Genomic DNA, 24,318 nt, shown 5'->3' with positions numbered 1-24,318 from the left:
CAAACACGCCGTTACCGGCTAGAGCTCAAGCTGCTCAGAGGTGATTCCAAAGGCCGCCGCAATCTTTTCGCGAGTTGCTTTTCGTGGCTTGGACACCGTTTCCTGTTGAGCAAACGCCGGTTGCGAAATGCCCATGCGTTTGGCGACTTCTTCCTGAGTCAGGTTTAGGTATTCGCGCCAGGCACGGATCGGTGTCGCTCCGTCGACCATCCGACTGACCACTTCATGGGGAATCAGATCGGGCTGCATTTTCTGCGCGACATATTGCGCATAGGGAATGACCACGAAGGCCGGTTTGCCCTCGGCGTCGTTGATGATTTGGATGTCAGTAGGTGCGTTCATCGCGTTTTTTGACCTCTTGAATACTGACCACTTTGATTGCGCCGTCCCAGTCGAACATGACCCGATAGTTGCCGACTCGCAATCGGTAAGCATATTCATGTCCAACCAATGATTTGACGTTGCCGACATTAGGCATGTTAGCGAGCGCCGTGATGGCATCACGAACCTGTCCTTGATGAGCGCAGTGCAATTTCAGGAGTTGCTTAACGGCCTTTCGTGTCCAGTGGATGCTGTTCATGGAAGAATATAAGTCTTTTATAAGATTCGCGAATCTTTGCTTATATTTTCAAGGCGGCCAATCAAGAACAGTTGTCAGGATATTGCGTGAAGCGCCCGTAGATCGGGGCTTTCACGCAATAGGTGTAGGCGAAGTCGGCATGTGCCGTAAGAAGAAGAGATTCACGAGGCAATTGCAGAAAGCAGTGCCAATTTTCCTTCAAATTTTGAGGACTATTCCTGCCCAATCGACTCCAAAAACTCCGACCGTTCATCACTCATCCGCGCCACGCAATCATTCTGCGCAATCGTGAACGCCTTGCTCCCCGCCGTAGCCGGGAACGCCTCCACCGCACAATCCGCGTCCCGCGTCTTCAACCACTGCTGCTGAGCCGTCTTGATCTTGGCGGTAATGTCCGCCAATTGCGTCGGGTTCTTGCCATACGCCGTCTGCATGCGTTCGTTGAGGCTGGCGTAGTTGTCCTTGAGCAGGTCTTCTGCAGTAGTGCGGCTGTAGGTCGAGCATTCCAGGGTCTGGACGTCGTTTTCGACGGCGTCGCACGGGTTGTTGTCGGACTCTTCAGCGGCGTGTACGCCGGTCGCAAGCAAAGCCAAAGCCAGGAAGATCGATTTCATTGTTGTCGCCGCTCTAATCCAGTGGTGTTTCCAAGATGGGCCAGATTCTGGCTCAAGCTGGCGGGCTTGAACAGGTAGCTGATCGGGGCGCCTGGCGACCCTTTGTCGCGGATTGACGCTTTCGGCAATTCCCCTGTCGTTTTTGCACCCGGTCGCCCCGGCACCGAGGCATATGCTGGCCCCAAAGCGCCGGCAGACGATTCGGCGCATGAATCGCCAATAAGGGGACGCCTGATGAGCCCAGCCGAATTACACGCCGACAGCATCGTTATCGACGGTCTGATCATTGCCAAATGGAACCGCGAGCTGTTCGAAGACATGCGCAAGGGCGGTCTGACGGCGGCCAACTGCACTGTGTCGGTGTGGGAAGGCTTTCAGGCGACCGTGAACAACATCGCTGCCAGCCAGAAGCTGATCCGCGAAAACAGCGACCTGGTGATGCCAGTGCGCACCACTGCCGACATCCGTCGCGCCAAGGAACAAGGCAAGACCGGCATCCTCTTCGGCTTCCAGAATGCTCACGCGTTTGAAGACCAGATCGGCTATGTCGAGGTGTTCAAACAGCTCGGCGTCGGCATCGTGCAGATGTGCTACAACACCCAGAATCTGGTCGGCACCGGTTGCTACGAGCGTGACGGCGGCCTGTCGGGTTTCGGTCGCGAAATCGTCGCCGAGATGAACCGCGTTGGCGTCATGTGCGACTTGTCCCACGTCGGTTCCAAGACTTCCGAAGAAGTCATCCTCGAATCGAAAAAACCGGTCTGCTATTCCCACTGCCTGCCGTCGGGTCTCAAAGAGCACCCGCGCAACAAGTCCGATGCAGAACTGAAGTTCATTGCCGACCACGGCGGTTTCGTCGGCGTGACCATGTTCGCGCCGTTCCTCGCCAAGGGCATCGATTCGACCATCGACGACTACGCCGAAGCCATCGAATACGTAATGAACATCGTTGGCGAAGATTCCATCGGCATCGGCACCGATTTCACCCAGGGTCACGGTCAGGACTTCTTCGAATACCTGACCCACGACAAGGGCTACGCCCGCCGTCTGACCAGCTTCGGCAAGATCATCAACCCGCTGGGCATCCGCACCGTCGGCGAGTTCCCGAACCTGACCGAAACCCTGCTCAAGCGCGGCCACTCCGAGCGCGTCGTGCGCAAGATCATGGGCGAAAACTGGGTGAACGTCCTCAAAGACGTCTGGGGCGAATGAATAACTCTGGAGCCTACTCCGCTCGCCGATAGCTGCGTCAGGTCCTCGCGCCAAACTCGCCGTACGTCCCGTACTGTCTCGCTTGTCGCTCCGGTCCTTCCTTGCTCTCGACGTGCTCGCTACGGCTCCAAAGTCATTCATACGGCTTGTTTATAAGAGCAGAGCAAAAGCTTTGCTCGGCACCAACCACGAATTTTTCTGGAGTTAAGTTTCCATGGCCAAGATCGCCCCGCAATTGCCAATCGAAGTCGACAGCGAGACCGGTGTCTGGACCTCCGACGCCCTGCCAATGCTGTACGTACCGCGTCACTTCTTCGTCAACAACCACATGGGCATCGAAGAGGTTTTGGGCGCTGAAGCTTATGCCGAGATCCTCTACAAGGCCGGCTACAAGTCCGCCTGGCACTGGTGCGAGAAAGAAGCTGAATGCCACGGCCTGGAAGGCGTCGCGGTATTCGAGCATTACATGAAGCGCCTGTCGCAGCGCGGCTGGGGCCTGTTCAAGATTCAGGACATCGACCTCGACAAAGGCACTGCCAGCGTCAAGCTCGAACACTCGGCATTCGTCTACGTCTACGGCAAGGTCGGGCGCAAAGTCGATTACATGTTTACCGGTTGGTTTGCCGGGGCCATGGATCAGATTCTTGAGGCTCGCGGCAGCAAGATTCGCACCGTCGCCGAGCAAGTCTACGGTGGCTCCGAAGAAGGCCACGACGACGGCCTGTTCACCGTCAAGCCGTTGTAAGTCGAGGAACCCGCCATGGCTTTCGAAGCAATGTTCCAGCCGATCCAGATCGGTAAACTGACCATCCGCAACCGCGTGCTCAGCACCGCGCACGCTGAGGTCTACGCAACGGACGGCGGCATGACCACCGACCGCTACGTCAAATACTACGAAGAGAAAGCCAAGGGCGGCATCGGCCTGGCGATTTGCGGCGGCTCCTCTGTGGTCGCCATCGACAGCCCGCAGGAATGGTGGAGCTCGGTGAATTTGTCCACCGACCGCATCATTCCGCATTTCCAGAACCTGGCCGATGCCATGCACAAGCATGGCGCTAAAATCATGATTCAGATTACCCACATGGGCCGGCGCTCGCGCTGGGACGGCTTCAACTGGCCGACGCTGATGTCGCCCTCGGGCATCCGTGAACCGGTACACCGCGCCACCTGCAAAACCATCGAGCCGGAAGAAATCTGGCGGGTGATTGGCAACTATGCCCAGGCGGCGCGTCGGGCCAAGGCCGGTGGTCTCGACGGCGTTGAGCTGTCAGCGGTGCACCAGCACATGATCGACCAGTTCTGGAGCCCGCGCGTCAACAAGCGTACCGACGAATGGGGCGGCACCTTCGAAGGCCGGATGAAGTTCGGTCTGGAAGTGCTGAAAGCCGTGCGCGCCGAGGTCGGTGACGACTTCTGCGTGGGCATGCGTATCTGCGGTGACGAGTTCCACCCGGACGGCTTGTCCCACGAGGACATGAAGCAGATCGCTAAGTACTACGACGACACCGGCATGCTCGACTTCCTCGGTGTTGTCGGCTCGGGTTGTGACACTCACAACACCCTGGCCAACGTGATTCCGAACATGAGTTATCCACCGGAGCCGTTCCTGCATCTGGCCGCCGGGATCAAGGAAGTGGTCAAGGTGCCGGTGCTGCACGCACAGAACATCAAGGATCCGAACCAGGCCACGCGCATCCTTGAAGGCGGTTACGTCGACATGGTCGGCATGACCCGCGCGCACATTGCTGACCCGCACCTGATCGCCAAGATCAAGATGGGCCAGATCGACCAGATCAAACAGTGCGTCGGCGCCAACTATTGCATCGACCGCCAGTATCAAGGCCTCGACGTGCTGTGCATCCAGAATGCTGCAACGTCCCGTGAATACATGGGCGTGCCGCACATCATCGAGAAATCCACCGGGCCGAAGCGCAAAGTGGTGATCGTCGGTGCCGGCCCTGCCGGGATGGAAGCGGCACGGGTTGCTGCCGAGCGTGGCCACGACGTGACCCTGTTCGAGAAGAAGGAATTCATCGGCGGACAGATCACCACCGCATCGAAAGCGCCGCAGCGTGACCAGATCGCCGGTATTACCCGTTGGTTCCAACTGGAACTGGCGCGGCTGAAAGTCGATTTGCGCCTGGGCACGGCAGCTGATGCCGACACCATCATGGACTTGCGTCCGGACGTGGTGGTGCTGGCGGTCGGCGGGCATCCGTACCTGGAACAGAACGAACACTGGGGCGCCGCCGAAGGGCTGGTGGTCAGCAGCTGGGACGTGCTCGACGGCAAGGTCGCGCCGGGCAAGAACGTGCTGGTCTACGACACCATTTGCGAGTTCACCGGGATGTCGGTTGCTGACTTCCTCGCCGACAAAGGCAGCCAGGTCGAGATTGTCACCGACGACATCAAACCGGGCGTGGCCATCGGCGGTACGTCGTTCCCGACCTACTACCGCAGCATGTACCCGAAAGAAGTGATCATGACCGGCGACATGATGCTGGAGAAGGTTTACCGCGAAGGCGACAAACTGGTCGCGGTGCTGGAAAACGAATACACCGGCGCCAAAGAGGAGCGGGTGGTCGACCAGGTGGTGGTGGAGAACGGCGTGCGTCCGGATGAAGAAATCTACTACGCGCTCAAAGAGGGTTCGCGCAACAAGGGCCAGATCGACGTTGAAGCGTTGTTCGCGATCCAGCCGCAACCTTCGCTGAGCACCACCGGCGACGGCTACTTGCTGTTCCGCATCGGCGACTGCGTGGCGCAGCGCAACACCCACGCCGCGATCTACGACGCCCTGCGGCTCTGCAAGGATTTCTAAGGGCTAGTGAACCGATCGTTCCCGCGCTCTGCGTGGGAATGCCGCAATGGACGCTCTGCGTCCGCTTGGGACGCGGAGCGTCCCGGGATGCATTCCCACGCAGAGCGTGGGAACGATCATTGAACGCCGTGTTTCTCCAGGTTGTACTGGTGGGAGCTTCACCATGTTGAACACCCTTCTTCCAATCCTGTTGTTCGCAGCTATCGGGCTTGGTGTCCTCGGCGCGTTGCGGCGGGTAGCGATGTGGCGCCGGGGCCGGGCCTCGAAGGTCGATCTGATCGGCGGCCTGTTCGCCATGCCCAAGCGCTACATGGTCGATTTGCACCATGTCGTGGCGCGGGACAAATACATCGCCAACACCCACGTGGCCACGGCCGGCGGTGCGGTGGCGTCGATTGTGCTGGCGCTGCTGGTGCACGGTTTCGGCCTGCATAACCGCATACTCGGTTACGCCTTGCTGCTGATGACGGCGGTGATGTTCGTCGGTGCGATCTTCGTTTATCTGCGTCGGCGCAACCCGCCGGCGCGGCTGTCGAAAGGCCCGTGGATGCGCCTGCCGAAAAGCCTGCTGGCGTTCTCGGCGTCGTTCTTTCTGCTGACCTTGCCGGTGGCCGGGATTCTTCCGGAAAACTTTGGCGGCTGGATACTCGCGGTCATCCTCGGGATCGGCGTGTTGTGGGGCGTGTCGGAACTGTTCTTCGGCATGACCTGGGGCGGGCCGATGAAACACGCCTTTGCCGGTGCCTTGCACTTGGCGTGGCACCGTCGCGCTGAACGTTTTGGTGGTGGTCGTTCCACCGGCCTCAAACCGCTGGATCTCAATGATCCTTCAGCGCCATTAGGGGTAGAGAAACCCAAGGATTTCACCTGGAACCAGTTGCTCGGTTTCGACGCCTGCGTGCAGTGCGGCAAGTGCGAAGCGGCGTGCCCGGCGTTCGCTGCCGGTCAGCCGCTGAACCCGAAGAAACTGATTCAGGACATGGTCGTCGGTCTCGCCGGTGGCACCGATGCGAAGTTCGCCGGCAGCCCGTATCCCGGCAAACCAGTGGGCGAACACAGCGGTAATCCACATCAACCGATCGTTAACGGTCTGGTCGACGCCGAAACCCTGTGGTCGTGCACCACCTGCCGTGCCTGCGTCGAGGAGTGCCCGATGATGATCGAGCACGTCGACGCCATCGTCGACATGCGCCGGCACCTGACCCTGGAAAAAGGCGCGACCCCGAATAAGGGCGCCGAGGTCCTCGAAAACCTGATCGCCACCGACAACCCAGGCGGTTTCGCCCCGGGCGGGCGGATGAACTGGGCGGCGGATCTGAACCTCAATCTGCTTAGCGAGAAGAAATCCACCGACGTACTGTTCTGGGTCGGCGACGGTGCCTTCGACATGCGCAACCAGCGCACTTTGCGCGCGTTCGTCAAAGTGCTGAAAGCGGCGAAAATCGACTTCGCCGTGTTGGGGCTGGAAGAACGTGACAGTGGCGACGTGGCCCGCCGTCTCGGCGATGAAGCAACCTTCCAGTTGCTCGCCAAGCGCAACATCCAGACCCTGGCCAAATACAGCTTCAACCGCATCGTTACCTGCGATCCGCATAGCTTCCATGTGTTGAAAAACGAGTACGGCGCGTTCGACGGCAACTATCTGGTGCAACACCACAGCACCTACATGGCGGAAATTATTCAGGCCGGTGCGTTGAACCTCGGTCAGCACAAAGGCAACAGCGTGACCTATCACGACCCGTGCTACCTCGGTCGTTACAACGGCGAGTACGAAGCGCCGCGCGAAGTGCTGCGTGCCCTCGGTATTGAAGTCAAAGAGATGCAACGTTCCGGCTTCCGTTCGCGCTGCTGCGGCGGCGGTGGCGGGGCGCCGATCACCGACATTCCGGGTAAGCAACGGATTCCTGATATGCGCATGGAAGACATCCGCGAGACCGGCGCCGAACTGGTGGCGGTGGGTTGTCCACAGTGCACGGCGATGCTCGAAGGCGTGGTCGAACCGCGGCCGCTGATCAAGGACATCGCCGAACTGGTCGCCGACGCGCTGCTCGAAGACGCCGCGCCAAGCAAGCCTGCCACTCCGGCCAAACGTGAACCTGCGGAGGCCCACTGATGAGCGACATTATCCGCCGCGACCCGCGCGCCGAATGGATTGCGCGTAACCGCCTGCACCCGCTGCACGCGGCCATGCAACCGGCGCAACACAGCTGGATGGGGCCCAACGGCGTCATTCGCAAGAATCTGCATGGCATCGGTTTTATCGGCCCCAACGGCATCAAGCGTATCGACCGCAGCGGCGCGCAACAGGGCGGGGCGGTCAAACGCTCGGCGGCTGTGGAAGTGCAATTGCCGCTGCATCAGGTGCCCGCGCCGGCGTTCTATATCAGTGTGGTTCCGGACATGGTCGGCGGCCGCCTGAGCAGCCACGATCGCGACTTGCTCGGCCTCGCTCATCAGCTCGCCGGCAATGACGGCGCGGTGCTGGCGGTGGTCTTTGGCGAGCATAAGGAAAACGCTTTCGCGACCGCTGGCGTCGATCGCTTGCTGGTACTCGAGGGCGAAGCCTTTAGTGGTTATGCACCGGAGCAACGGGTGCAAGGTTTGCGCGCTGTGGATAACCAGTTCAACCCGCGTCATTGGTTGCTGCCGGACAGCCGCAGCGGTGGCGGTGAACTCGGTCGACGCTTTGCGGCGGCATTGGGCGAGCGCCCGGCGACACGGGTCTGGCAGGTCAAGGATCAGGAATGCATCGGCCGCGCTGGCGCGGGGCTGCAAGACCTTGCCCGTCCCGTCGCACGGTTGATTCTGGCGGCGGCCGAATGCGCGGAGCCGGTCAGTGAAACCCGTCACGAAGCGTTGCCGGTGGAGTTATCCACAAGTGTCGCTCGTAGCCTGTCGCGGATTGAAGATCTCGGCGCCGTTGCGGTCGACCCGGCAGCGATTCCGATGGCCGAAGCGGAGTTCATTTTCTCCGGCGGCAACGGCGTCAAGGACTGGGCACTGTTCCACGAAACGGCGGCGGCACTCGGCGCTACCGAAGGTGCGTCGCGGGTGGCGGTGGACGATGGCTTCATGGCCCGTGATCGCCAGGTCGGTGCGTCCGGCACCTGGGTTACCGCGCGGGTGTATGTTGCGGTGGGGATTTCCGGGGCGATCCAGCACCTGCAAGGCATTGGTGCCTGTGACAAGGTGGTGGCGATCAACCTCGATCCGGGTTGCGACATGATCAAGCGTGCAGACCTCTCTGTGATCGGCGAGAGCGCAGAGATTCTTCAGGCGTTGATCGAGGCGGTGGCGGCTTACCGCAACGAAGCCAAGCGCGATGCGGCTTAAGGAAACGCTATGAACACGAAAGTAATCAGTCTGGTTTCAATCGGCGCTCACCCTACTTCCGGGCGGCCACGCCGCGCTGATCAGGACGCGCGCGCCGTGGAACTGGGTTTGCAACTGGCTGGGGATAACTTGCAAGTGCTGCATTCCGGCGACGTTGCGGAGCCGGCGTTGCGCGCCTATCTGGGCATGGGTCTTGAGCAGATGCATGTGCTGGAGCAACCGGCTGGTGCCGATGCGCTGCCGGCGCTGACCGCGTATCTGCGTGATGCCGGTGCGCAGGTGGTGCTGACCGGCAGCCAGGCAGAGACCGGTGAAGGTTCGGGGATGTTGCCGTTCTTGCTGGCGGAAGGTCTGGGCTGGCCGCTGGTGGTGGGACTGGCGCAGGTCGAGTCGATCAATGACGGTTCAGCACTGGTGCTGCAAGCGTTGCCGCGCGGGCAACGGCGCCGGTTGAAAGTGAAGCTGCCGTTTCTGGCGACTGTGGATAACGCCGCGCCGAAACCTCGGCAGAGTGCCTACGGGCCGGCGCGACGCGGGGTCTTGCAGGCTGACGACGTCGAAGTGGTGGACGATGAGTTGCTCGCGGTTGCTACTTTGCAACCGGCCAAGCCACGGCCGAAACGCTTGAAGGTGATCAAGGCCAAGAGTGGGGCGGACCGGATGAAGGCCGCGACGGCCAAGGCCAGTGGCGGCGGGGGGCAGGTGCTCAAGGGTGTTACTGCACAGGCTGGCGCTGAAGCGATTCTCAAGTTGCTGATTGAAGAAGGTGTGGTTCGCTGAAAAGCCCCTCACCCTAGCCCTCTCCCGGAGGGAGAGGGCTAGGGTGGCGTACTCAAGCGTTACATCGACCTGAGAGATCGGCGTGAACTCAGGTCTGGCCAAGCTAAGGAAACCGCATAAGTCGCAAGTCGCTGCATATTTCCAATACACCTGGGTCGGCTCCCTCTCCCGGAGGGAGAGGGCTGGGGTGAGGGGGGCTGTTTACCCACAATCCCTGTTGGCGGATCTGTGGATAACGTGTTCGCCCATCCCTGCACCCCGCGCCAATCAAGCCCTACAGCCCTTTGATCAAAAAACAACCAGCCTAAGTCACGGATTTTCAGGGCTTTTTCGGCAGGATAACTCAGCAAGTTGCCCCCAATCTCTGTTGGCGTTTCTGTGGATAAGATGTTCGCTATCCGCTGAGACCCTTACTAAACGTGGCCTGCGAAGGATCGATCAAAAAACAATCAAATCATCTGTTTCAACGAAAAACTCCCGCACAAACCTCGATTTCACACAGCCTTCAACGCTTTTCCACAGACAAGACAAAGTTACCCCCGATCTCTGTTGGCGCTTCTGTGGATAACGTGTTTGCCATCCCCTACAGGCCTTACAGAACGTGGCTTGCAAGAATGTGATCAAAAAACAACCAATACGTCTGGCAAACCGTCATTCTGGATAAGTCACGATTTTTCTCTACAAATCAGCAAGTTATTTTTTTAATCATCCACAGTTACCCCCATTTGCTGTGGGTGGCTATGTGGATAACTTGTTCGTCAAACCCCGCAAGCCCCGTCCGGCATAGTCCAAATGGCAATTGATCACATTTCATACAGTTCTAAGACGTTGCCTTGACTTCGATTCCTGCGCTGTCTTCACTGCAATGGCACAAGGACAGCCGTCACTTATCCACATCAGGTTCTGGGAGAACGCATGATGGATAGTCAGCCGCACCGCCCCCCGCCCTCGCCACGCAAGCGCACGCTACGGCGCGCCGCCAATCAGCACGCTCGCCTGTAGCGCGCCCCACCCGCCAGACCGCTGTGCTGTCGCCGGACTTGATCCGGTGGCCAGGTGCCCGTCCGCCCATTGATTGCAGGCAACCGCAGAGTTGCCCCATCTGCCTGATTAGAGGAACCACCTCATGACACGGATCGCAACGCCCATCAGCGAGATCAAGGAACACTACGATGTGATTGTCATTGGTTCAGGCTACGGCGGCGGCATTGCTGCCTCGCGCCTGTCCCGTGCCGGCAAACGTGTGTGCCTGCTCGAACGCGGTCGGGAAATCCAGCCCGGCGAATACCCCAACACCATGATCGCCGCCACCGAGGAACTGCAGGTGCATGACCCGGACGGCCATATCGGCTCGCGCACCGGGCTGTTCGACTTGCATGTGAATGCCCAGCAGAACGTCGTGGTCGGTTGCGGCCTCGGCGGCACGTCGCTGATCAATGCCAACGTGGCCCTCGAACCGGAGCCGGGCGTATTCGACGATCCGCGCTGGCCGCAAGCGGTGCGTGAGCACCGCGATACGTTGCTCAAGGACGGTTATGCCCGCGCCCGGGAAATGCTCAAACCCAATCCCTACCCGAGCACTGCACCCAACCTGCCCAAACTCGACGCCAACAAGAAATCCGCGGAATACCTCAAGCAGGGCGCGCATTTCTACAAGCCGCCGATCAACGTGACCTTCGACAAGCTGCCAAACAACCTCAACCATGTCGGCGTCGAGCAACTGCCGTGCAACCAGTGCGGCGACTGCGTGTCGGGCTGTAACAACAAGGCCAAGAACACCACGCTGATGAACTATCTGCCGGACGCCTGGAACTACGGCGCGGAGATTTTCTGCCAGGCCGAAGTGCGGCACCTGGAGCGTGATGGTGAAGGCTGGATCGTGCACTTCCAGTACCTCGACAGCGGGCGGGAGATGTTCAACGCGCCGACGCTGTTCGTGAAGGCCGACATCGTCGTGGTCTCCGCCGGCACCCTCGGCTCCACGGAAATTCTTCTGCGCACGCGCGACAAAGGCGTGGTGATGTCCGCCCAGCTCGGCGAGAACATGAGCGGCAACGGCGACATCCTCGGCTTCGGCCACAACTGCGAGCAGACCATCAACGGCATCGGTTTCGGTGCGCACCCGGCCAAGGAACTGCACCCGGTCGGCCCGTGCATCACCTCGGTGATCGACATGCGCACGGAAGGCGACTGGCGCAGCCGCATGGTCATCGAGGAGGGCTCGATCCCCGGCGCGCTCGGCCGGCCGATGGTGCCGGCCATGGCCGGGTTTGCCGAGATGATAGGCGTCGCCACGGATGACAGCTTCAGCGGCAAGGTCAAATACAAGGCGCGTGAAGCGGAAAGCTTTCTGCGCGGCCCGTATTACGGCGCACTGCACAACATGCAGACTTACCTGATCATGAGCCACGACAGCGGCCAGGGACGGATGGTCCTCGACAACAAGGATCAACTGCGTATCGACTGGCCGGGCGTTGGCGAGCAGGAGAACTTCAAGCTCGGCAACGAGCGTTTGCACCAGAGCACCAAGGCGCTCGGCGGCGTGTGGGTGGAGAACCCGATCTGGACCAAATTGCTCAAGCACAGCATCGTTTCAGTCCACCCGTTGGGCGGTTGCGTGATGGGTGAAGACGCGGCGCAAGGCGTGGTCAATCACAAGGGGCAGGTGTTCAGCGGTGCCAGTGGCAGCGATGTTTACGCCAACCTGTACGTGACGGACGGTGCGGTGATTCCGACCTCGCTGGCGGTCAATCCGCTGCTGACCATCTCTGCTGTGAGTGAGCGCAACATGGGCCTGCTTGCCGCCGACCGTGGCTGGCAGATCGACTACACGCTGCCATCCGCACCGCGTAAACCAGTGGCACCGCCAACCCTCGGCGTGCAGTTCACCGAAACCATGAAGGGCTATTTCTCCCGGGCTTTCACTGAGGCGCAAAGCACCGACCTGAAAGTCTACGAAGCAGCGGCCAAACGCGGCGAGGCGGACAATTCGCCGATCGACTTCACCCTGACCATCACCGCCAACGACCTCAACCGCATGATCAAGGAACCCGAGCACGCGGCGACCATCGTTGGCACTGTCATCGCCCCAGCGCTGTCACCGCAGCCGCTGACCGCGAGCAACGGCGTGTTCAACCTGTTCGAACAATTCGAGCAACAGGTCGATACGCGCCACATGCAGTACGACATGAAACTGACCGCCGAGGACGGTAACGACTATTTCTTCAGCGCCTTCAAAACCGTGCCGGAAGACAACGGCGTGCTGAATATCTGGCATGACACCAGCACGCTGTACGTGACGCTGTATCGCGGGCCGGACAAGACCGGTGAGGTGATCGGTTCCGGGGTGATGCATATTCATCCGACCGATTTCGCCAAACAGATGACCACCATGAAAGTCCTCAATGCGCGCAACGAGCGCGAGCGCATTGAAGGCCTGGCGCGGTTCGGCAAGTTCTTCGCCGGGATCCTCTGGGAAAGTTACGGCGGGGTGTTTGCCGGCGATATCTACTTCAATCCCGACGCGCCGCCACGGTTGAAACGGCCCTTGGATGCGCCGACGCCGGCGGTGCATTTCTTCCCCACCGAAGACGGCGTTGAATTGCGCCTGACCCGGTATCAGGCCGGGAGCAAAGGCCCGGTGATGCTGGTGCATGGCTTGGGCGTGGGTTCGAATATCTTTTCCACCGACACCATCCAGACCAATCTGCTGGAATATCTGTGCAAGCACGACTACGACGTGTGGTTGCTGGATTTTCGCGTGAGTATCCTGTTGCCGGCGAGCAAGAAAGAGTGGAACGGCGACCAGATCGCCCAATACGATTTCAAGGCTGCCATCGCGCAGATTCAGCAGCAGACCCAGGCCAAGGACGTGCAGTGCGTGGTGCATTGCTACGGCGCAACGACCTTCTTCATGTCGTTGCTCGCCGGTTTGCAGGGTGTGCGTTCGGTGGTCTGCTCGCAGATTGCCGCTGACACCGTAGTTGCTACTGCCACAGGGCTGAAGGCCGGATTGCACCTGCCGGGGATGCTCGATGCGATCGGCATCAAGTCGATGACCGCTTACGCCGACAGCAAGGAAAACTGGTTCAACAGACTCTACGACAAGGCCCTCAACGGCTACGCGCGGATCGAGGCGCAGGGCTATTGCACCAATCCGGTGTGCCACCGGATCACCTTCATGTACGCGTCGCTGTATCGCCACGACACCCTCAACGAAACCCTGCACGACAACCTGCACGAGTTGTTCGGTGAGTCGAACATCGAAACCTTCGAGCACCTGGCGCTGATCGTGCGCAAAGGGCACCTGGTGGATTTCAAAGGCAACGATGTGTACATGCCGCACTTTGATCGACTGACCATGCCGATCTGTTTTATCAGCGGTGCCGACAACCAGTGCTACCTGCCGGAAAGCACCCTCAAGACCTACCAGCGCTTGTGCGAAATGCATGGGCCGGAGCGCTATAGCCGGCAAGTGGTGCCGGGCTACGGCCACATTGACTGCATGTTCGGCAAGAACGCGGTGGTCGATGTCTACCCGATCATCCTTGCACACCTGGAGAAAACCGCCCTCGGGTAGTCACTGATCGTTCCCACGTCGAGGCGTCGAACCGTCCGCGTGGGAATGCCGCCATGGACGCTCTGCGTCCGCTTGTGTGACGCAGAGCGTCACGGGATGCATTCCCACGCAGAGCGTGGGAACGATCAGGGGAACTGATATGGACAGCTACATCCGCTGGTTTCAACGCTTCATCTGGATAGGCATTGCGATGAACATGGTGTTCGCCCTCCCTGCGCTGTTCGCGCCGGGGTTGCTGACATCGGTGGTCGGGCTGCCGCCGCAACTCTCTGACCCATGGCTGGAGAACGCTGGGATGCTGCTGGTTGGCATCAGCGTGTTTTACATGCCGTCGGGTTTCAACGCGCCGCGTTACGTGGTGCATTCCTGGTTGTGTGTGCTGACGCGATTGATCGCGGTGATTTTCTGGATTTACCTGATCAACACCAGCTCTCAAGGCTCGGTATTCGTGCCGATGTTGATGGGCGATCTGAGCTTCTTTCTGATCCTCGGCATTCTGCTCTACCTCGGCACCGCACCGGAGAACCGCCCTTGGGCATTGCTTTGCGATGGCTGGCGCGAGTGGCGCGCGGCATGGCAGCGGCAATGGCAGAGTCACGCCTTCAAGGTAGGCACGCTGATTGTCGTCGCGGTACTCGGTTTCATCGGTTACGAGACCTGGTATCAGATGCTCCGCGTCGTGCCTGAACAGCAATATGCCTCCGACGAAGACCACTACAAGTACGCTGCCATCGGCCTCGGCATCGAAGCGCGCATCCCGTATTACCTGTTCGCCGTGCTGCCGCAGATGTGCCCGGAGAAAATGCCCAAACCCGGTGGCTGGGAGGTTTTCGGTTTCCTCTTTGAAAACGGCAAGGATCTGCCGATCGGCATGGCCAAGCGGCAGATCGGCTACCCGACGGTAGAGCCGAACTGCGCGCTGTGCCATACCGGCTCCTACCGCGCCAATGCCAGCGACGTCGCCGTCAATGTGCCGAGCGCGCCGGCCAACACCCTGCAACTGCAAGCCTTCCAGTGGTTCGCTTACGATTGCGCCAGCGATCCGAAATTCACCACCGACGCGGTGATGGCGGCGATCAACAGCAAGTTTCAGTTGGGCTTCTTTGAGAAGCTCTACAACCGCTACCTGATCATGCCGATGGCCAAAAGCGCACTGCTCAAGCAGAAGCAGGCTTACGCCTGGCAAAAGCTGCGTCCGCAACAAGGCCCGGGCCGCACCGACACCTTCAATCCGACGAAAATGGTGGTGTTCGGCTTCCCGGATGACTCGACCATCGGCACCGTCGACCTGCCGCAAGTGTGGAACCAGAAACCCCGCGAATCGATGTACCTGCACTGGGACGGCAATAACAACAAGATCCACGAACGCAACTACGCCGCCGCGATGGCCGTGGGCGCAACGCCAGAATCGGTGTTGCCGCCGAGCTTCAACCGCGTGACCAACTGGCTGCTCGGGCACAAGGCGCCTGCGTGGCCGTGGGCGCTGGATCAGGCCAAGGTCGCCCAGGGCAAACCGATCTGGGAGGCCAACTGCGCGGCTTGTCATGACTTCGGGCGCGCCGATACCGGGCAGGTCACGACCAATATCGATCAGCTCGGCACTGATCCGCACCGGCTCGACTCGTTCACCACCGGTCTGGTGGCCGCGTTCCACACCTTCAAAAAACCGCCGTTCGATTTCGGCGCCTACCGCAAGACCCAGAGCTACAGCAACACGCCCACCGACGGCGTCTGGTTGCGCGCGCCGTACCTGCACAACGGCTCGGTGCCGACCCTATGGGACTTACTGCAACCGCCGGAAAAACGTCCGCAGGTGTTCATCACCGGCTCGGATATTTACGACCCGGTCAACGTCGGTTTCGTCACCAGCGGCGCCCAGGCCAAAGCCTCGGCGGACTTCAAATACGACACGCGGCTGGAGGGCAACCACAACAGCGGTCACCTGTACGGCACAACCCTGTCGGACGACGACAAGCGTGCATTGATCGAATTCATGAAAACCCTGTGAACCCTTACGGAGAGAGGATTACACCATGTCACTGGTCAGTCATTGGGAACACGAATACGACAAGGTCAAAGTGCGCATTCACGGCTTGTTCACGCGCATGGAAATGGCCTGGATGAAACTCATCAGCGAGCTCGAGCCGCAGGAGTTTCAGGCGATCATCAAGCTGCTGCAACGCGGGCATGATCAGGCGCAGTACGTGCTGAAGAACGGCGAGTTGCCGGACGACGAACCGAGCGTACCCTGGGAGCTGTCCCACGGTCTGTCGATCCTGCGCATCGGCAACGCCGCACCGTTGCCGCAGTCCACCGATCAACTGGCGACCCGGGTGCTCAAGGACGGCAGCCTGCTCGGCTGTCGCAAGTGGGAACTGCTGGATCTGCTGTGGAGCGAGGCGCTGCTGAAGTGGATCGAAAACCTGCGCCATCACGCGACCTTCGGTACTGACCCGGCGGTGGTGCAAATGGATCGCGACGTGACCCTGGCGATTGCCGGCGACTGGGGCACCGGGCCGTTCGACAGTCATGCGCCGGCGGTGTCGGTGGCCAATCAGATGCAACTGGCCCAGGCCGATTTCACCATTCATTTGGGCGATGTGTATTACGCCGGCAGTCATTCCCAGGAAGACGTCGACATGGCCGGTTGGCCGATGGGTACGCATGGCTCGTTTACCCTCAATTCCAACCACGAGATGTACAGCGGCGCCCACGGCTACTTCAAGGAACTGGCCAAGCGTTTTCCGGGGCAGCAGGGCACCAGTTACTTCGCCTTGATCAACGATGACTGGCTGGTGGTAGGGCTGGATTCTGCGTACGCGTCTGATGCGATGAATTTGTACATGGACGGCACTTTGAACGAGCCGCAGATCGCGTGGATGAAAGGCCTGCCAAAACGCAAAAAGCTCATGGTGCTCAGCCATCATCAGGGCTTCGATATTTCCGGGCACAACAAGACCGCGCTGTATCAACCGGTGTGCGATGCGCTGGGGCGCGAGCCGGATTATTGGTATTGGGGGCATCTGCACAACGGCATCGTGTATGCGCAGCAGGGTGGTTTGCATGCGCGTTGTGCCGGGCACGGGGCGATTCCCTATGGCAATGCCAGCGAGCTGGACGGGCATTCGCGGGTGTTGTGGTCGGAGACGCAGGATGCCAAGGACCCGGCATATCCGCTGCGGGTGTTGAACGGGTACGCGAAAATCAGGTTGGTGGGGGAGGAGATATTTGAGGAGTTTATTGGTGAGGATGGATCGGTGAGGTGGTCATCACACTGACTGATCGTTCCCACGCTCTGCGTGGGAACGCCTCAACGGACGCTCCGCGTTCGGCCTTTTGGGACGCAGAGCGTCCCGGGCTGCACTCCCACGCAGAGCGTGGGAACGATCAAGCAGAAGACATCAGCCCTGGACCGGGACACCTTTTAGGTACGGCGCAGGCTCGGCGCCGAGGTTGCTCAACAGGCGCTCGCTGTACCAGTCGACGAAGTTAACCACGCCAAACTCATAGGTCTTGGAGTAAGGCCCGGGCTGGTAGGCGGTGGAGTTGATCCCGCGCTGGTTCTCTTCGGCCAGGCGACGATCCTGATCGTTGGTCGCGTCCCACACCTGACGCATACGCTCCACGTCGTAATCGACACCCTCAACCGCATCCTTGTGCACCAGCCATTTGGTGGTGACCATGGTTTCCTGCGCGCTGATCGGCCACACGGTGAAGACGATGATGTGGTCGCCCATGCAGTGGTTCCACGAGTGCGGCAGGTGCAGGATGCGCATCGAACCCAGATCCGGGTTCTTGATCCGGCCCATCAGTTTCGCGCAGCCCTGTTTGCCGTCGAGGGTCATCGACACGGTGCCCTTGAGCAGCGGCATGCGCACGATGCGGTTGCGCAGGCCAAAGCTGGCGTGGGCGTAAGGGATTTTCTCAGCTTCCCAGGCAGCAGCGGACGCAGCAACGTGATCCTTGAACGCTTGATCGGCGCGCGGGTCGGTGACGTCGTCCCACTCCAGCAGGGTTTTCAGCAGTTCCGGGTGAGACGCGTTGCAGTGGTAGCACTCGCGGTTGTTTTCCAGCACCAGTTTCCAGTTGGCCTTTTCCATCAAGGTGGTGGTGATCGCCACCTTGGTGTTCTCCATGTCGTACGGTTCCATGTAGTGGTTCAGCGTCGCCAGGAAGTCATCAATGGCCGGTGGATTCTCCGCTAGGCTGATGAAGATATAGCCGCCAGCAGTCTTCACGTTCACCGGTTTGAGGCCATATTGCTTCATGTCGAAGTCGGCGCCCATCTCGGTGCCGGCGAACAGCAGGCGACCGTCCAGCTCGTACGTCCACTGGTGGTAGTGGCAGACCAGTTTGGCAACCTTGCCTTTTTCGCTGGTGCACAGTCGCGAACCACGGTGGCGGCAGACGTTATGGAACGCGTGCACCACGCCTTCGGCGCCACGGATAACGATGATCGGGTTTTTGCCGATCTGCAGGGTCAGGTAGTTGCCCTTGGCCGGGATCTCGCAGGTCATGCCGGCGATCAACCACTCTTTCTGGAAGATCTCCTGCATGTCGATATCGAACAGCCGCTCGTCGCTATAGAACGGTTGCGGCAGCGAAAACGTGCGCTCGCGCTCCTGGAGCATTTGTGCGGTGGCCTTGCGTGCGGGTTCCAGCGGATCGCCCAGGCTGATTTTTGCGGTGACGTCCATCGATGTGATCCTCATGGCCATCTGCGTGGCCGGCGAAAAGTGGCTGATCAGGTGTGCTGCTAACGGTTGCTACGCAAGGTGTAAAGAATCTGTATTGGTGTTGGGGCGAGTGTGGGGCCGGCGCTGCCGCGAACCTTATCCATGGGCGACATGGTGCAATCTGTTCCCGACGCGCAACCCCCGGTGGTTGGGGGCTGGTCGCGATAAGTATGCCGATGTCGCGGATAGGTAAACGGGCGGTTCGCGCTATACGCAGAATCGCCGACATGAGGCCGACAGTCGGCCGTGGAGAACAGCATGTCCAACAGCTTCCTGAATCCGGTCACCACCCAGACCTGGGCCAATGGCCGACACATCGTCCGTTGCGTCAAAGTCATCCAGGAAACCTGGGACGTGCGCACCTTCTGCTTTATGGCCGATCAGCCGATCCTGTTCTTCTTCAAGCCCGGGCAGTTCGTGACCCTGGAGCTGGAAATCGAAGGCCAGCCGATCATGCGCTCGTACACGATCTCCAGTTCGCCGTCGGTGCCGTACAGCTTTTCGGTGACGATCAAACGGGTGCCGGGCGGTAAGGTTTCCAACTGGCTGCACGATACGCTGCATGAAGGCCAGGAGCTGGCGGTGCACGGGCCGGTCGGGCTGTTCAATGCCATCGACTTTCCGAGCCCGAAAGTGCTGTACCTCAGCGGCGGCGTCGGGATCACGCCGTGCATGTCGATGGCGCGTTGGTTCTACGACACTAACGCCAACGTCGACATGACCTTTATCCACAGCGCGCGCTCGCCGAAAGACATCATTTACCACCGCGAGCTGGAACACATGGCGTCGCGGATTGACAACTTCAGCCTGCACCTGATTTGCGAGAAGCACGGCTTGGGCGAGCCGTGGGCCGGGTATCGCGGCTACCTCAATCACAAGATGCTTGAGTTGATGGTGCCGGACTTCCTTGAGCGCGAAGTGTTCTGCTGCGGCCCGACGCCGTACATGAACGCGGTCAAGCGCCTGCTGGAAGTGGCCGGTTACGACATGTCGCGTTATCACGAGGAATCCTTCGGTGCTACGCCACCGGAAGCTCGTGCCGATGCGGTCGAGCAAGCCGAACAGGCAGCCGATGCGCCAGAAATCGATGCAGCGGATCTGCATCAGGTCGAATTCACTTCGTCGGGCAAGAGCATTCGTGTTGCACCGGGCGAGACGGTGCATGCGGCGGCGGCCAAGCTGGGGTTGATGATTCCGAAGGCGTGCGGGATGGGCATTTGCGGGACGTGCAAGGTGCTCAAGCTGGGCGGCGAGGTGGAGATGGAGCACAACGGCGGGATTACCGAGGACGATGAGGCGGAAGGTTTTATCTTGTCTTGCTGCAGTGTGCCTAAAGGGGATGTGCGAATCGATTTTTGAGTGGGGCGAATTTTTGCGTACGGCTTGTCCCTCACCCCAGCCCTCTCCCAGAGGGAGAGGGGGCCGATTTTTAGGCTTTTCAAAATGTGAGTTCGGCGGGGAATTTCACGTCGGCGTAGCTCTGATAAACACCACGGTCAGTCCCCTCTCCCTCCGGGAGAGGGCTAGGGTGAGGGGCTTTTCAGTCGATAAACAAATCCGGCATGAGTGCCGCGTCGCTTTCTCGATCAAAGCGATATTGACCGAACTCCGTCACACCGCTCTCCCGCAAAATCTCCTCATCAATCAACAACCGCCCGGTAATCTGCCGCCCGCTGCTATCCAGAATCACATGCGCCGCATCCGCCATGATCGCTGGCGTTCGCGCCTGCTTGAACGACTCCCGATTACCCAACTGAAATTCAATCGCCGCCGTCGCAATCATCGTCTGCGGCCACAACGAATTGACACTGATCCCGTAACTGGCAAATTCCTCGCTCATCCCGATCGTCAGCATGCTCATGCCGTATTTGGTCACGGTGTAAGGGCTGAACTGTGCAAACCATTTGCTCGCCAGATTTAGCGGCGGCGACAGGTTGAGAATGTGCCCGGCGGACTTTTTCAGATAAGGCAGGGCGGCCTGGCTGCACAGCAACACCGCGCGGGTGTTGATCTGGTGCATCAGGTCGAAGCGTTTGAGCTCGATGTGTTGCACACCGGTGAGTTTGATCGCCCCGGCGTTGTTCACCAATGCATCGATGCCGCCGAAATGTTCGTTGGCCTGAGCCAGTGCCTGGCGTACGGCGTCTTCATCACGCACATCGACTTGCAGGGCCAAAGCCTTGCCGCCCGCTGCTTCGACTTCCGCTGCGACGCTGTGAATGGTCCCGGGTAACTTTGCGTGGGGTTCGGCGCTCTTCGCCGCAATCACGATATTGGCCCCGTCCCGGGCGGCCCGTAGCGCAATCTCACGGCCAATGCCACGGCTGGCGCCGGTGATGAACAGGGTTTTGCCTTGTAACGACATGCCGATGCTCCTGCTTATTGTTATGTGAGCGGAGGGCTCGACAGACAATGTAGACCAAGTCTTTCAGGGCAGAAGGAAGGCGTTTGATCGTTCCCACGCTCCGCGTAGGAATGCAGCCGTCGACGCTCCGGGTCATAGCGGTGTTAAGCATGTCGACAGTGGTGAGGCTGGAACGCGGAGCGTTCGGAGAGGCATTCCCACGCGGAGCGTGGGAACGATCAGTGGGGTGGAGTCGGATCTGATCGTTCCTACGCTCTGCGTGGGAATGCAGCCCGGGACGCTCCGCGTCCCATTTCAATACCAGCACTGAACCTCAATCAGCCCCGGCATTCCCGTGTAGTTTCTGGCACTCGAATAACGCCAATGCTCTGGCAAATCCACATACCCGCGTTTCACCGGGTTGTTGTGGATGTATTCAAGCTTCTGGCGCATGACCGATTCGCTATAAACCATCTCAGCGTGGGAGCCTTCCTGCCACAACTGGTAAACCCGGTCTTGCTTGTGCGCACGTTTGCTAAAGCGCAGACGTTGCAGGGCTTTGTCTGCACCTTTGCTTTGCAGATCATCGATGATTTGTCGCTCGGTGAAAGATTTGAACTGGCTGAGGCATTTACTCAGGTCGGGCGCCTGAGCGACGAAGTGAAGATGGTTTTCCAGAATCACGTAGCCGTACAGCTTCAAGTCATGGTGGGTCTGTTGATAACGCCAGCAGTTGAGCAGGTGGTCGACGATGTAGGGACGGATGAACAGCGGCAACCACTCCATGACCGTGCAGGTCAGAAAATGTGGCTTGTCGGTTTCGGTAAGGGTGTAGCGGCTGCGGCCCATGGGATTCTTCCTTGAATCTTGCGGTGCATTGGAGATGGAACGCGGAGCGTCCCGGGGTGCGTTACCACGCGGAGCGTGGGAACGATCAGGATGAGGCGGGTGGCATGTTCTCGCTAGAAGAGAAGTCTGGTGTTGCGGTGGGAAAAATCATTCCCGATCGAAGATCGTTTCCACGCTCTGCGTGGGAATGCAGCCGTCGACGCTCTGCGTCATAGCGGTGTTAAGCATGTCGACAGTGGTGAGGCGGGAACGCGGAGCGTCCCGGGAGGCATTCCCACGCGGAGCGTGGGAACGATCAGTGCAGGGGGATCAGGCGGACATGACTTCGCGGATGTCGCGGGCCAGTTCGCGGACGCGTTCTTCTTCGGTGTCCCAGGAGCACATGAAGCGCGCGCCGCCCTTGCCGATGAAGGTGTAGAAGCGCCAGTTCTTCGCGGTCAGCGCGGCGATGGCCGGTTCCGACAGTTGCAGGAACACGCCGTTGGCCTGGACCGGGAACATCAGTTCGACGCCTGGAATGTCGCTGACCAGCTCGGCCAGCAGTTGCGCGCAGTGGTTGGCGTGGCGGGCGTATTTCAGCCAGGCACCGTTTTCGAGAATGCCGACCCAGGGTGCCGAGAGGAAACGCATTTTCGACGCCAGTTGTCCGGCCTGTTTGCAGCGGTAATCGAAATCTTCGGCCAATTTGTGGTTGAAGAACAGGATCGCTTCACCCACGGCCATGCCGTTCTTGGTGCCGCCGAAGCACAGCACATCGACACCGGCCTTCCAGGTCAGATCCGCCGGCGAGCAGCCGAGGAAGGCGCAGGCGTTGGAGAAACGCGCGCCGTCCATGTGCAGGTGCAGACCCAGTTCTTTGCAAGTGGCGCTGATGGCGCGGACTTCTTCCGGGGTGTAGACACTACCGACTTCAGTGGCTTGGGTCAGGGTCACCACACGCGGTTTCGGGTAGTGAATGTCCTGGCGCTTGAGCGCGACTTCGCGGATCGATTGCGGGGTGATCTTGCCGTTTTCGGTGCCGGCGATCAGCAGTTTCGAGCCGTTGGAGAAAAATTCCGGGGCGCCGCATTCGTCAGTTTCGACGTGGGCGGTTTCCGAGCAGATCACGCTGTGGTAACTCTGGCACAGCGACGACAGGGCCAGCGAGTTGGCGGCGGTGCCGTTGAAGGCGAAGAACACTTCGCAGTCGGTTTCAAACAATTGGCGGAAATGGTCGGCCGCGCGTGCGGTCCATTCATCGTCGCCATACGCGCGCTGGTGGCCGTGGTTGGCCTGTTCCATTGCAGCCCAGGCTTCAGGGCAGATACCGGAGTAGTTGTCGCTGGCGAATTGTTGGCTCTTGTCGGTCATGGCCGGCTTCCGTGGTCGAGACTCTTGTGAAGGCTCGTGGTCAATGAGGGTGCGCACTTTACCGAAGATCTTCCGGGGAGCACACGGGATGTCACGTTCAGGAAATTACCAGTTTGTAGGACGATTATGCACTTGAGCAAACGCGACGGCGCACTGGATCTGCTCAAGTGGCTGGCGCTGCTGTGCATGTTGCTCGATCACCTGCGATATGCCGGGTTCTCCGCCGATTGGCTGTATGTGCCTGGGCGGCTGGCGTTTCCGTGGTTTTGCCTGGCGATGGCGGCGAATCTGGCGCGCGCCGGGTCGCGGAGGATGGAATGGCGCTATCTGGGCTGGTTGATGCTGTTCAGTGCAGTCAGTGAGATTCCCTATCGGCTGTACATTCCTGAGCCCGATACGTTGAACGTGATGCCGACGCTGGCGTTGGGCTTGCTGGTGGCGCGGGGGTGGCAGGATCCCTCGATCATGTCGCGATTGCTCGGTGTTGCTGTGCTGGTGCTGGCCGCCATGTTTCCGGAACGGCTGATGTTCGGTTTCTTCGGGATTCTGCTACCGCTGGCAATGCTGTTGGTGTTTCGCCGTCCGTGGTACTTCAGCTTCCTGCCGGGTTTGATATGCCTCGCAGCGAATCAATGGCAAGTGCTGTACGACTCGGCGAGGTTCGGCAGTAGCGTCGCCATTCTCGGTATTGCGACATGCCTGTTTGCGCCAATGCTAGGAATGTTCCTGTTGCGACATGGGCGATATCTCCAGCCGACACCGATGCGGCGCTGGGCCTATACCCTTTATCCCGCGCATTTTCTCCTCTTGCTACTTATCCGCCAGGTCGCCGCATAACCCTGTGGGAGCTGGCTTGCCAGCGATAGCGGTGGGTCAGCCACCATCAATGCCGGATGTGCCGCCGCCATCGCTGGCAAGCCAGCTCCCACAAGGTTCTCCAGTGTTTTCGAGATCGAGTCTGGCAATGGCATTTCAGGCCATGTCGTAAACGCACCTTTGCGTGGCGCGCGCAGGCATTTGAGCTGTCTGCGCCGGTCATACCATCGGCATCAAAGGGCACTGCCTTCATTGCCAGTGCCTTACCGAGACGAATGGCGCACAGATGCCGCTGGGAGAGACG

18 protein-coding genes are annotated in these 24,318 nt (G+C 59.8%); 11 read left to right on the top strand and 7 right to left on the bottom strand.

Translation table 11 applies throughout. The annotated features are described in order from the left end of the window. Positions 1-18: 18 nt before the first annotated feature. The 3 genes from CKW14_RS23885 to CKW14_RS23875 all read right to left on the bottom strand — a co-directional run bounded on the left by CKW14_RS23885 (position 19) and on the right by CKW14_RS23875 (position 1,194). A complete protein-coding gene (locus tag CKW14_RS23885) occupies positions 19-342 on the bottom strand; it encodes a helix-turn-helix domain-containing protein (RefSeq protein ID WP_095050258.1) in 324 nt (107 codons plus the stop codon). After that, complete coding sequence (locus CKW14_RS23880; protein WP_095050259.1) at positions 326-580, bottom strand: type II toxin-antitoxin system RelE/ParE family toxin; 255 nt, start codon at positions 578-580, stop codon at positions 326-328. Before CKW14_RS23880 ends, CKW14_RS23885 begins: the two co-directional genes overlap by 17 nt. A gap of 212 nt (positions 581-792) precedes the next feature. Further along, on the bottom strand, positions 793-1,194 hold the full coding sequence (locus tag CKW14_RS23875) for a lysozyme inhibitor LprI family protein (RefSeq protein WP_077574880.1): 402 nt from the start codon (positions 1,192-1,194) through the stop codon (positions 793-795). Positions 1,195-1,428: 234 nt separating this feature from the next. Here CKW14_RS23875 and CKW14_RS23870 point away from each other — a divergent pair, with 234 nt between their 5' ends. The 9 genes from CKW14_RS23870 (at position 1,429) to CKW14_RS23830 (ending at position 17,197) form a co-directional block, all read left to right on the top strand. Then, positions 1,429-2,406, top strand: coding sequence for a dipeptidase (locus tag CKW14_RS23870; RefSeq protein ID WP_095050260.1), 978 nt, complete (start codon positions 1,429-1,431; stop codon positions 2,404-2,406). A 214-nt stretch (positions 2,407-2,620) separates the two neighbouring features. After that, complete coding sequence (locus tag CKW14_RS23865) at positions 2,621-3,151, top strand: DUF5943 domain-containing protein (protein WP_008083165.1); 531 nt, start codon at positions 2,621-2,623, stop codon at positions 3,149-3,151. Positions 3,152-3,166: 15 nt separating this feature from the next. Continuing rightward, the gene (dgcA, locus tag CKW14_RS23860; RefSeq protein ID WP_095050261.1) at positions 3,167-5,227 is read left to right on the top strand and encodes a dimethylglycine demethylation protein DgcA; all 2,061 of its coding nucleotides are present in this window, start codon (positions 3,167-3,169) and stop codon (positions 5,225-5,227) included. 163 nt (positions 5,228-5,390) lie between these two features. Further along, positions 5,391-7,340: a dimethylglycine demethylation protein DgcB gene (gene dgcB / locus CKW14_RS23855; RefSeq protein WP_095050262.1), complete on the top strand. Its 1,950-nt coding sequence runs from the start codon at positions 5,391-5,393 to the stop codon at positions 7,338-7,340. Then, entirely contained in the window at positions 7,340-8,560 is a 1,221-nt protein-coding gene (locus CKW14_RS23850) for an electron transfer flavoprotein subunit alpha/FixB family protein (RefSeq protein WP_095050263.1), read from the top strand. Before dgcB ends, CKW14_RS23850 begins: the two co-directional genes overlap by 1 nt. Before the next feature lie 9 nt (positions 8,561-8,569). Next, positions 8,570-9,340, top strand: coding sequence for an electron transfer flavoprotein subunit beta (locus CKW14_RS23845; protein WP_095050264.1), 771 nt, complete (start codon positions 8,570-8,572; stop codon positions 9,338-9,340). A gap of 1,126 nt (positions 9,341-10,466) precedes the next feature. Beyond that, a complete protein-coding gene (locus CKW14_RS23840; RefSeq protein WP_095050265.1) occupies positions 10,467-13,919 on the top strand; it encodes an alpha/beta fold hydrolase in 3,453 nt (1,150 codons plus the stop codon). Between the two features lie 139 nt (positions 13,920-14,058). Beyond that, complete coding sequence (locus tag CKW14_RS23835; protein ID WP_095050266.1) at positions 14,059-15,927, top strand: hypothetical protein; 1,869 nt, start codon at positions 14,059-14,061, stop codon at positions 15,925-15,927. Positions 15,928-15,952: 25 nt separating this feature from the next. Then, the gene (locus CKW14_RS23830) at positions 15,953-17,197 is read left to right on the top strand and encodes a metallophosphoesterase (protein ID WP_095050267.1); all 1,245 of its coding nucleotides are present in this window, start codon (positions 15,953-15,955) and stop codon (positions 17,195-17,197) included. 123 nt (positions 17,198-17,320) lie between these two features. Here the strand turns inward: CKW14_RS23830 and gbcA are convergent, their stop codons facing one another. Then, positions 17,321-18,616 (bottom strand): glycine-betaine demethylase subunit GbcA, encoded by a 1,296-nt coding sequence (gene gbcA / locus CKW14_RS23825; protein WP_095050268.1) that lies wholly within the window; start codon positions 18,614-18,616, stop codon positions 17,321-17,323. Between the two features lie 297 nt (positions 18,617-18,913). Here gbcA and gbcB point away from each other — a divergent pair, with 297 nt between their 5' ends. Beyond that, the gene (gene gbcB / locus CKW14_RS23815) at positions 18,914-20,014 is read left to right on the top strand and encodes a glycine-betaine demethylase subunit GbcB (RefSeq protein ID WP_007911227.1); all 1,101 of its coding nucleotides are present in this window, start codon (positions 18,914-18,916) and stop codon (positions 20,012-20,014) included. 181 nt (positions 20,015-20,195) lie between these two features. Here the strand turns inward: gbcB and CKW14_RS23810 are convergent, their stop codons facing one another. From CKW14_RS23810 to CKW14_RS23800, 3 genes are all read right to left on the bottom strand, one after another. After that, positions 20,196-21,020 carry an NAD(P)-dependent oxidoreductase gene (locus CKW14_RS23810; RefSeq protein ID WP_095050269.1) on the bottom strand — a complete coding sequence of 275 codons (825 nt, stop codon included), beginning with the start codon at positions 21,018-21,020 and terminating at the stop codon, positions 20,196-20,198. 294 nt (positions 21,021-21,314) lie between these two features. Beyond that, positions 21,315-21,848 carry a transposase gene (locus CKW14_RS23805; protein WP_095050270.1) on the bottom strand — a complete coding sequence of 178 codons (534 nt, stop codon included), beginning with the start codon at positions 21,846-21,848 and terminating at the stop codon, positions 21,315-21,317. 309 nt (positions 21,849-22,157) lie between these two features. Further along, complete coding sequence (locus CKW14_RS23800) at positions 22,158-23,198, bottom strand: low specificity L-threonine aldolase (RefSeq protein ID WP_093429910.1); 1,041 nt, start codon at positions 23,196-23,198, stop codon at positions 22,158-22,160. A 126-nt stretch (positions 23,199-23,324) separates the two neighbouring features. Between CKW14_RS23800 and CKW14_RS23795 the strand changes: the two genes are divergently transcribed. Continuing rightward, complete coding sequence (locus CKW14_RS23795; RefSeq protein ID WP_095050271.1) at positions 23,325-24,035, top strand: TraX family protein; 711 nt, start codon at positions 23,325-23,327, stop codon at positions 24,033-24,035. Positions 24,036-24,318 lie beyond the last annotated feature (283 nt).

This window comes from Pseudomonas sp. Irchel s3a12 (assembly GCF_900187485.1).
GTDB classification, from domain to species: Bacteria; Pseudomonadota; Gammaproteobacteria; order Pseudomonadales; family Pseudomonadaceae; genus Aquipseudomonas; species Aquipseudomonas neuropathica.
Note: the sequence above shows the minus strand (reverse complement) of the source record. Positions and strands in the feature narration are given on the sequence as shown.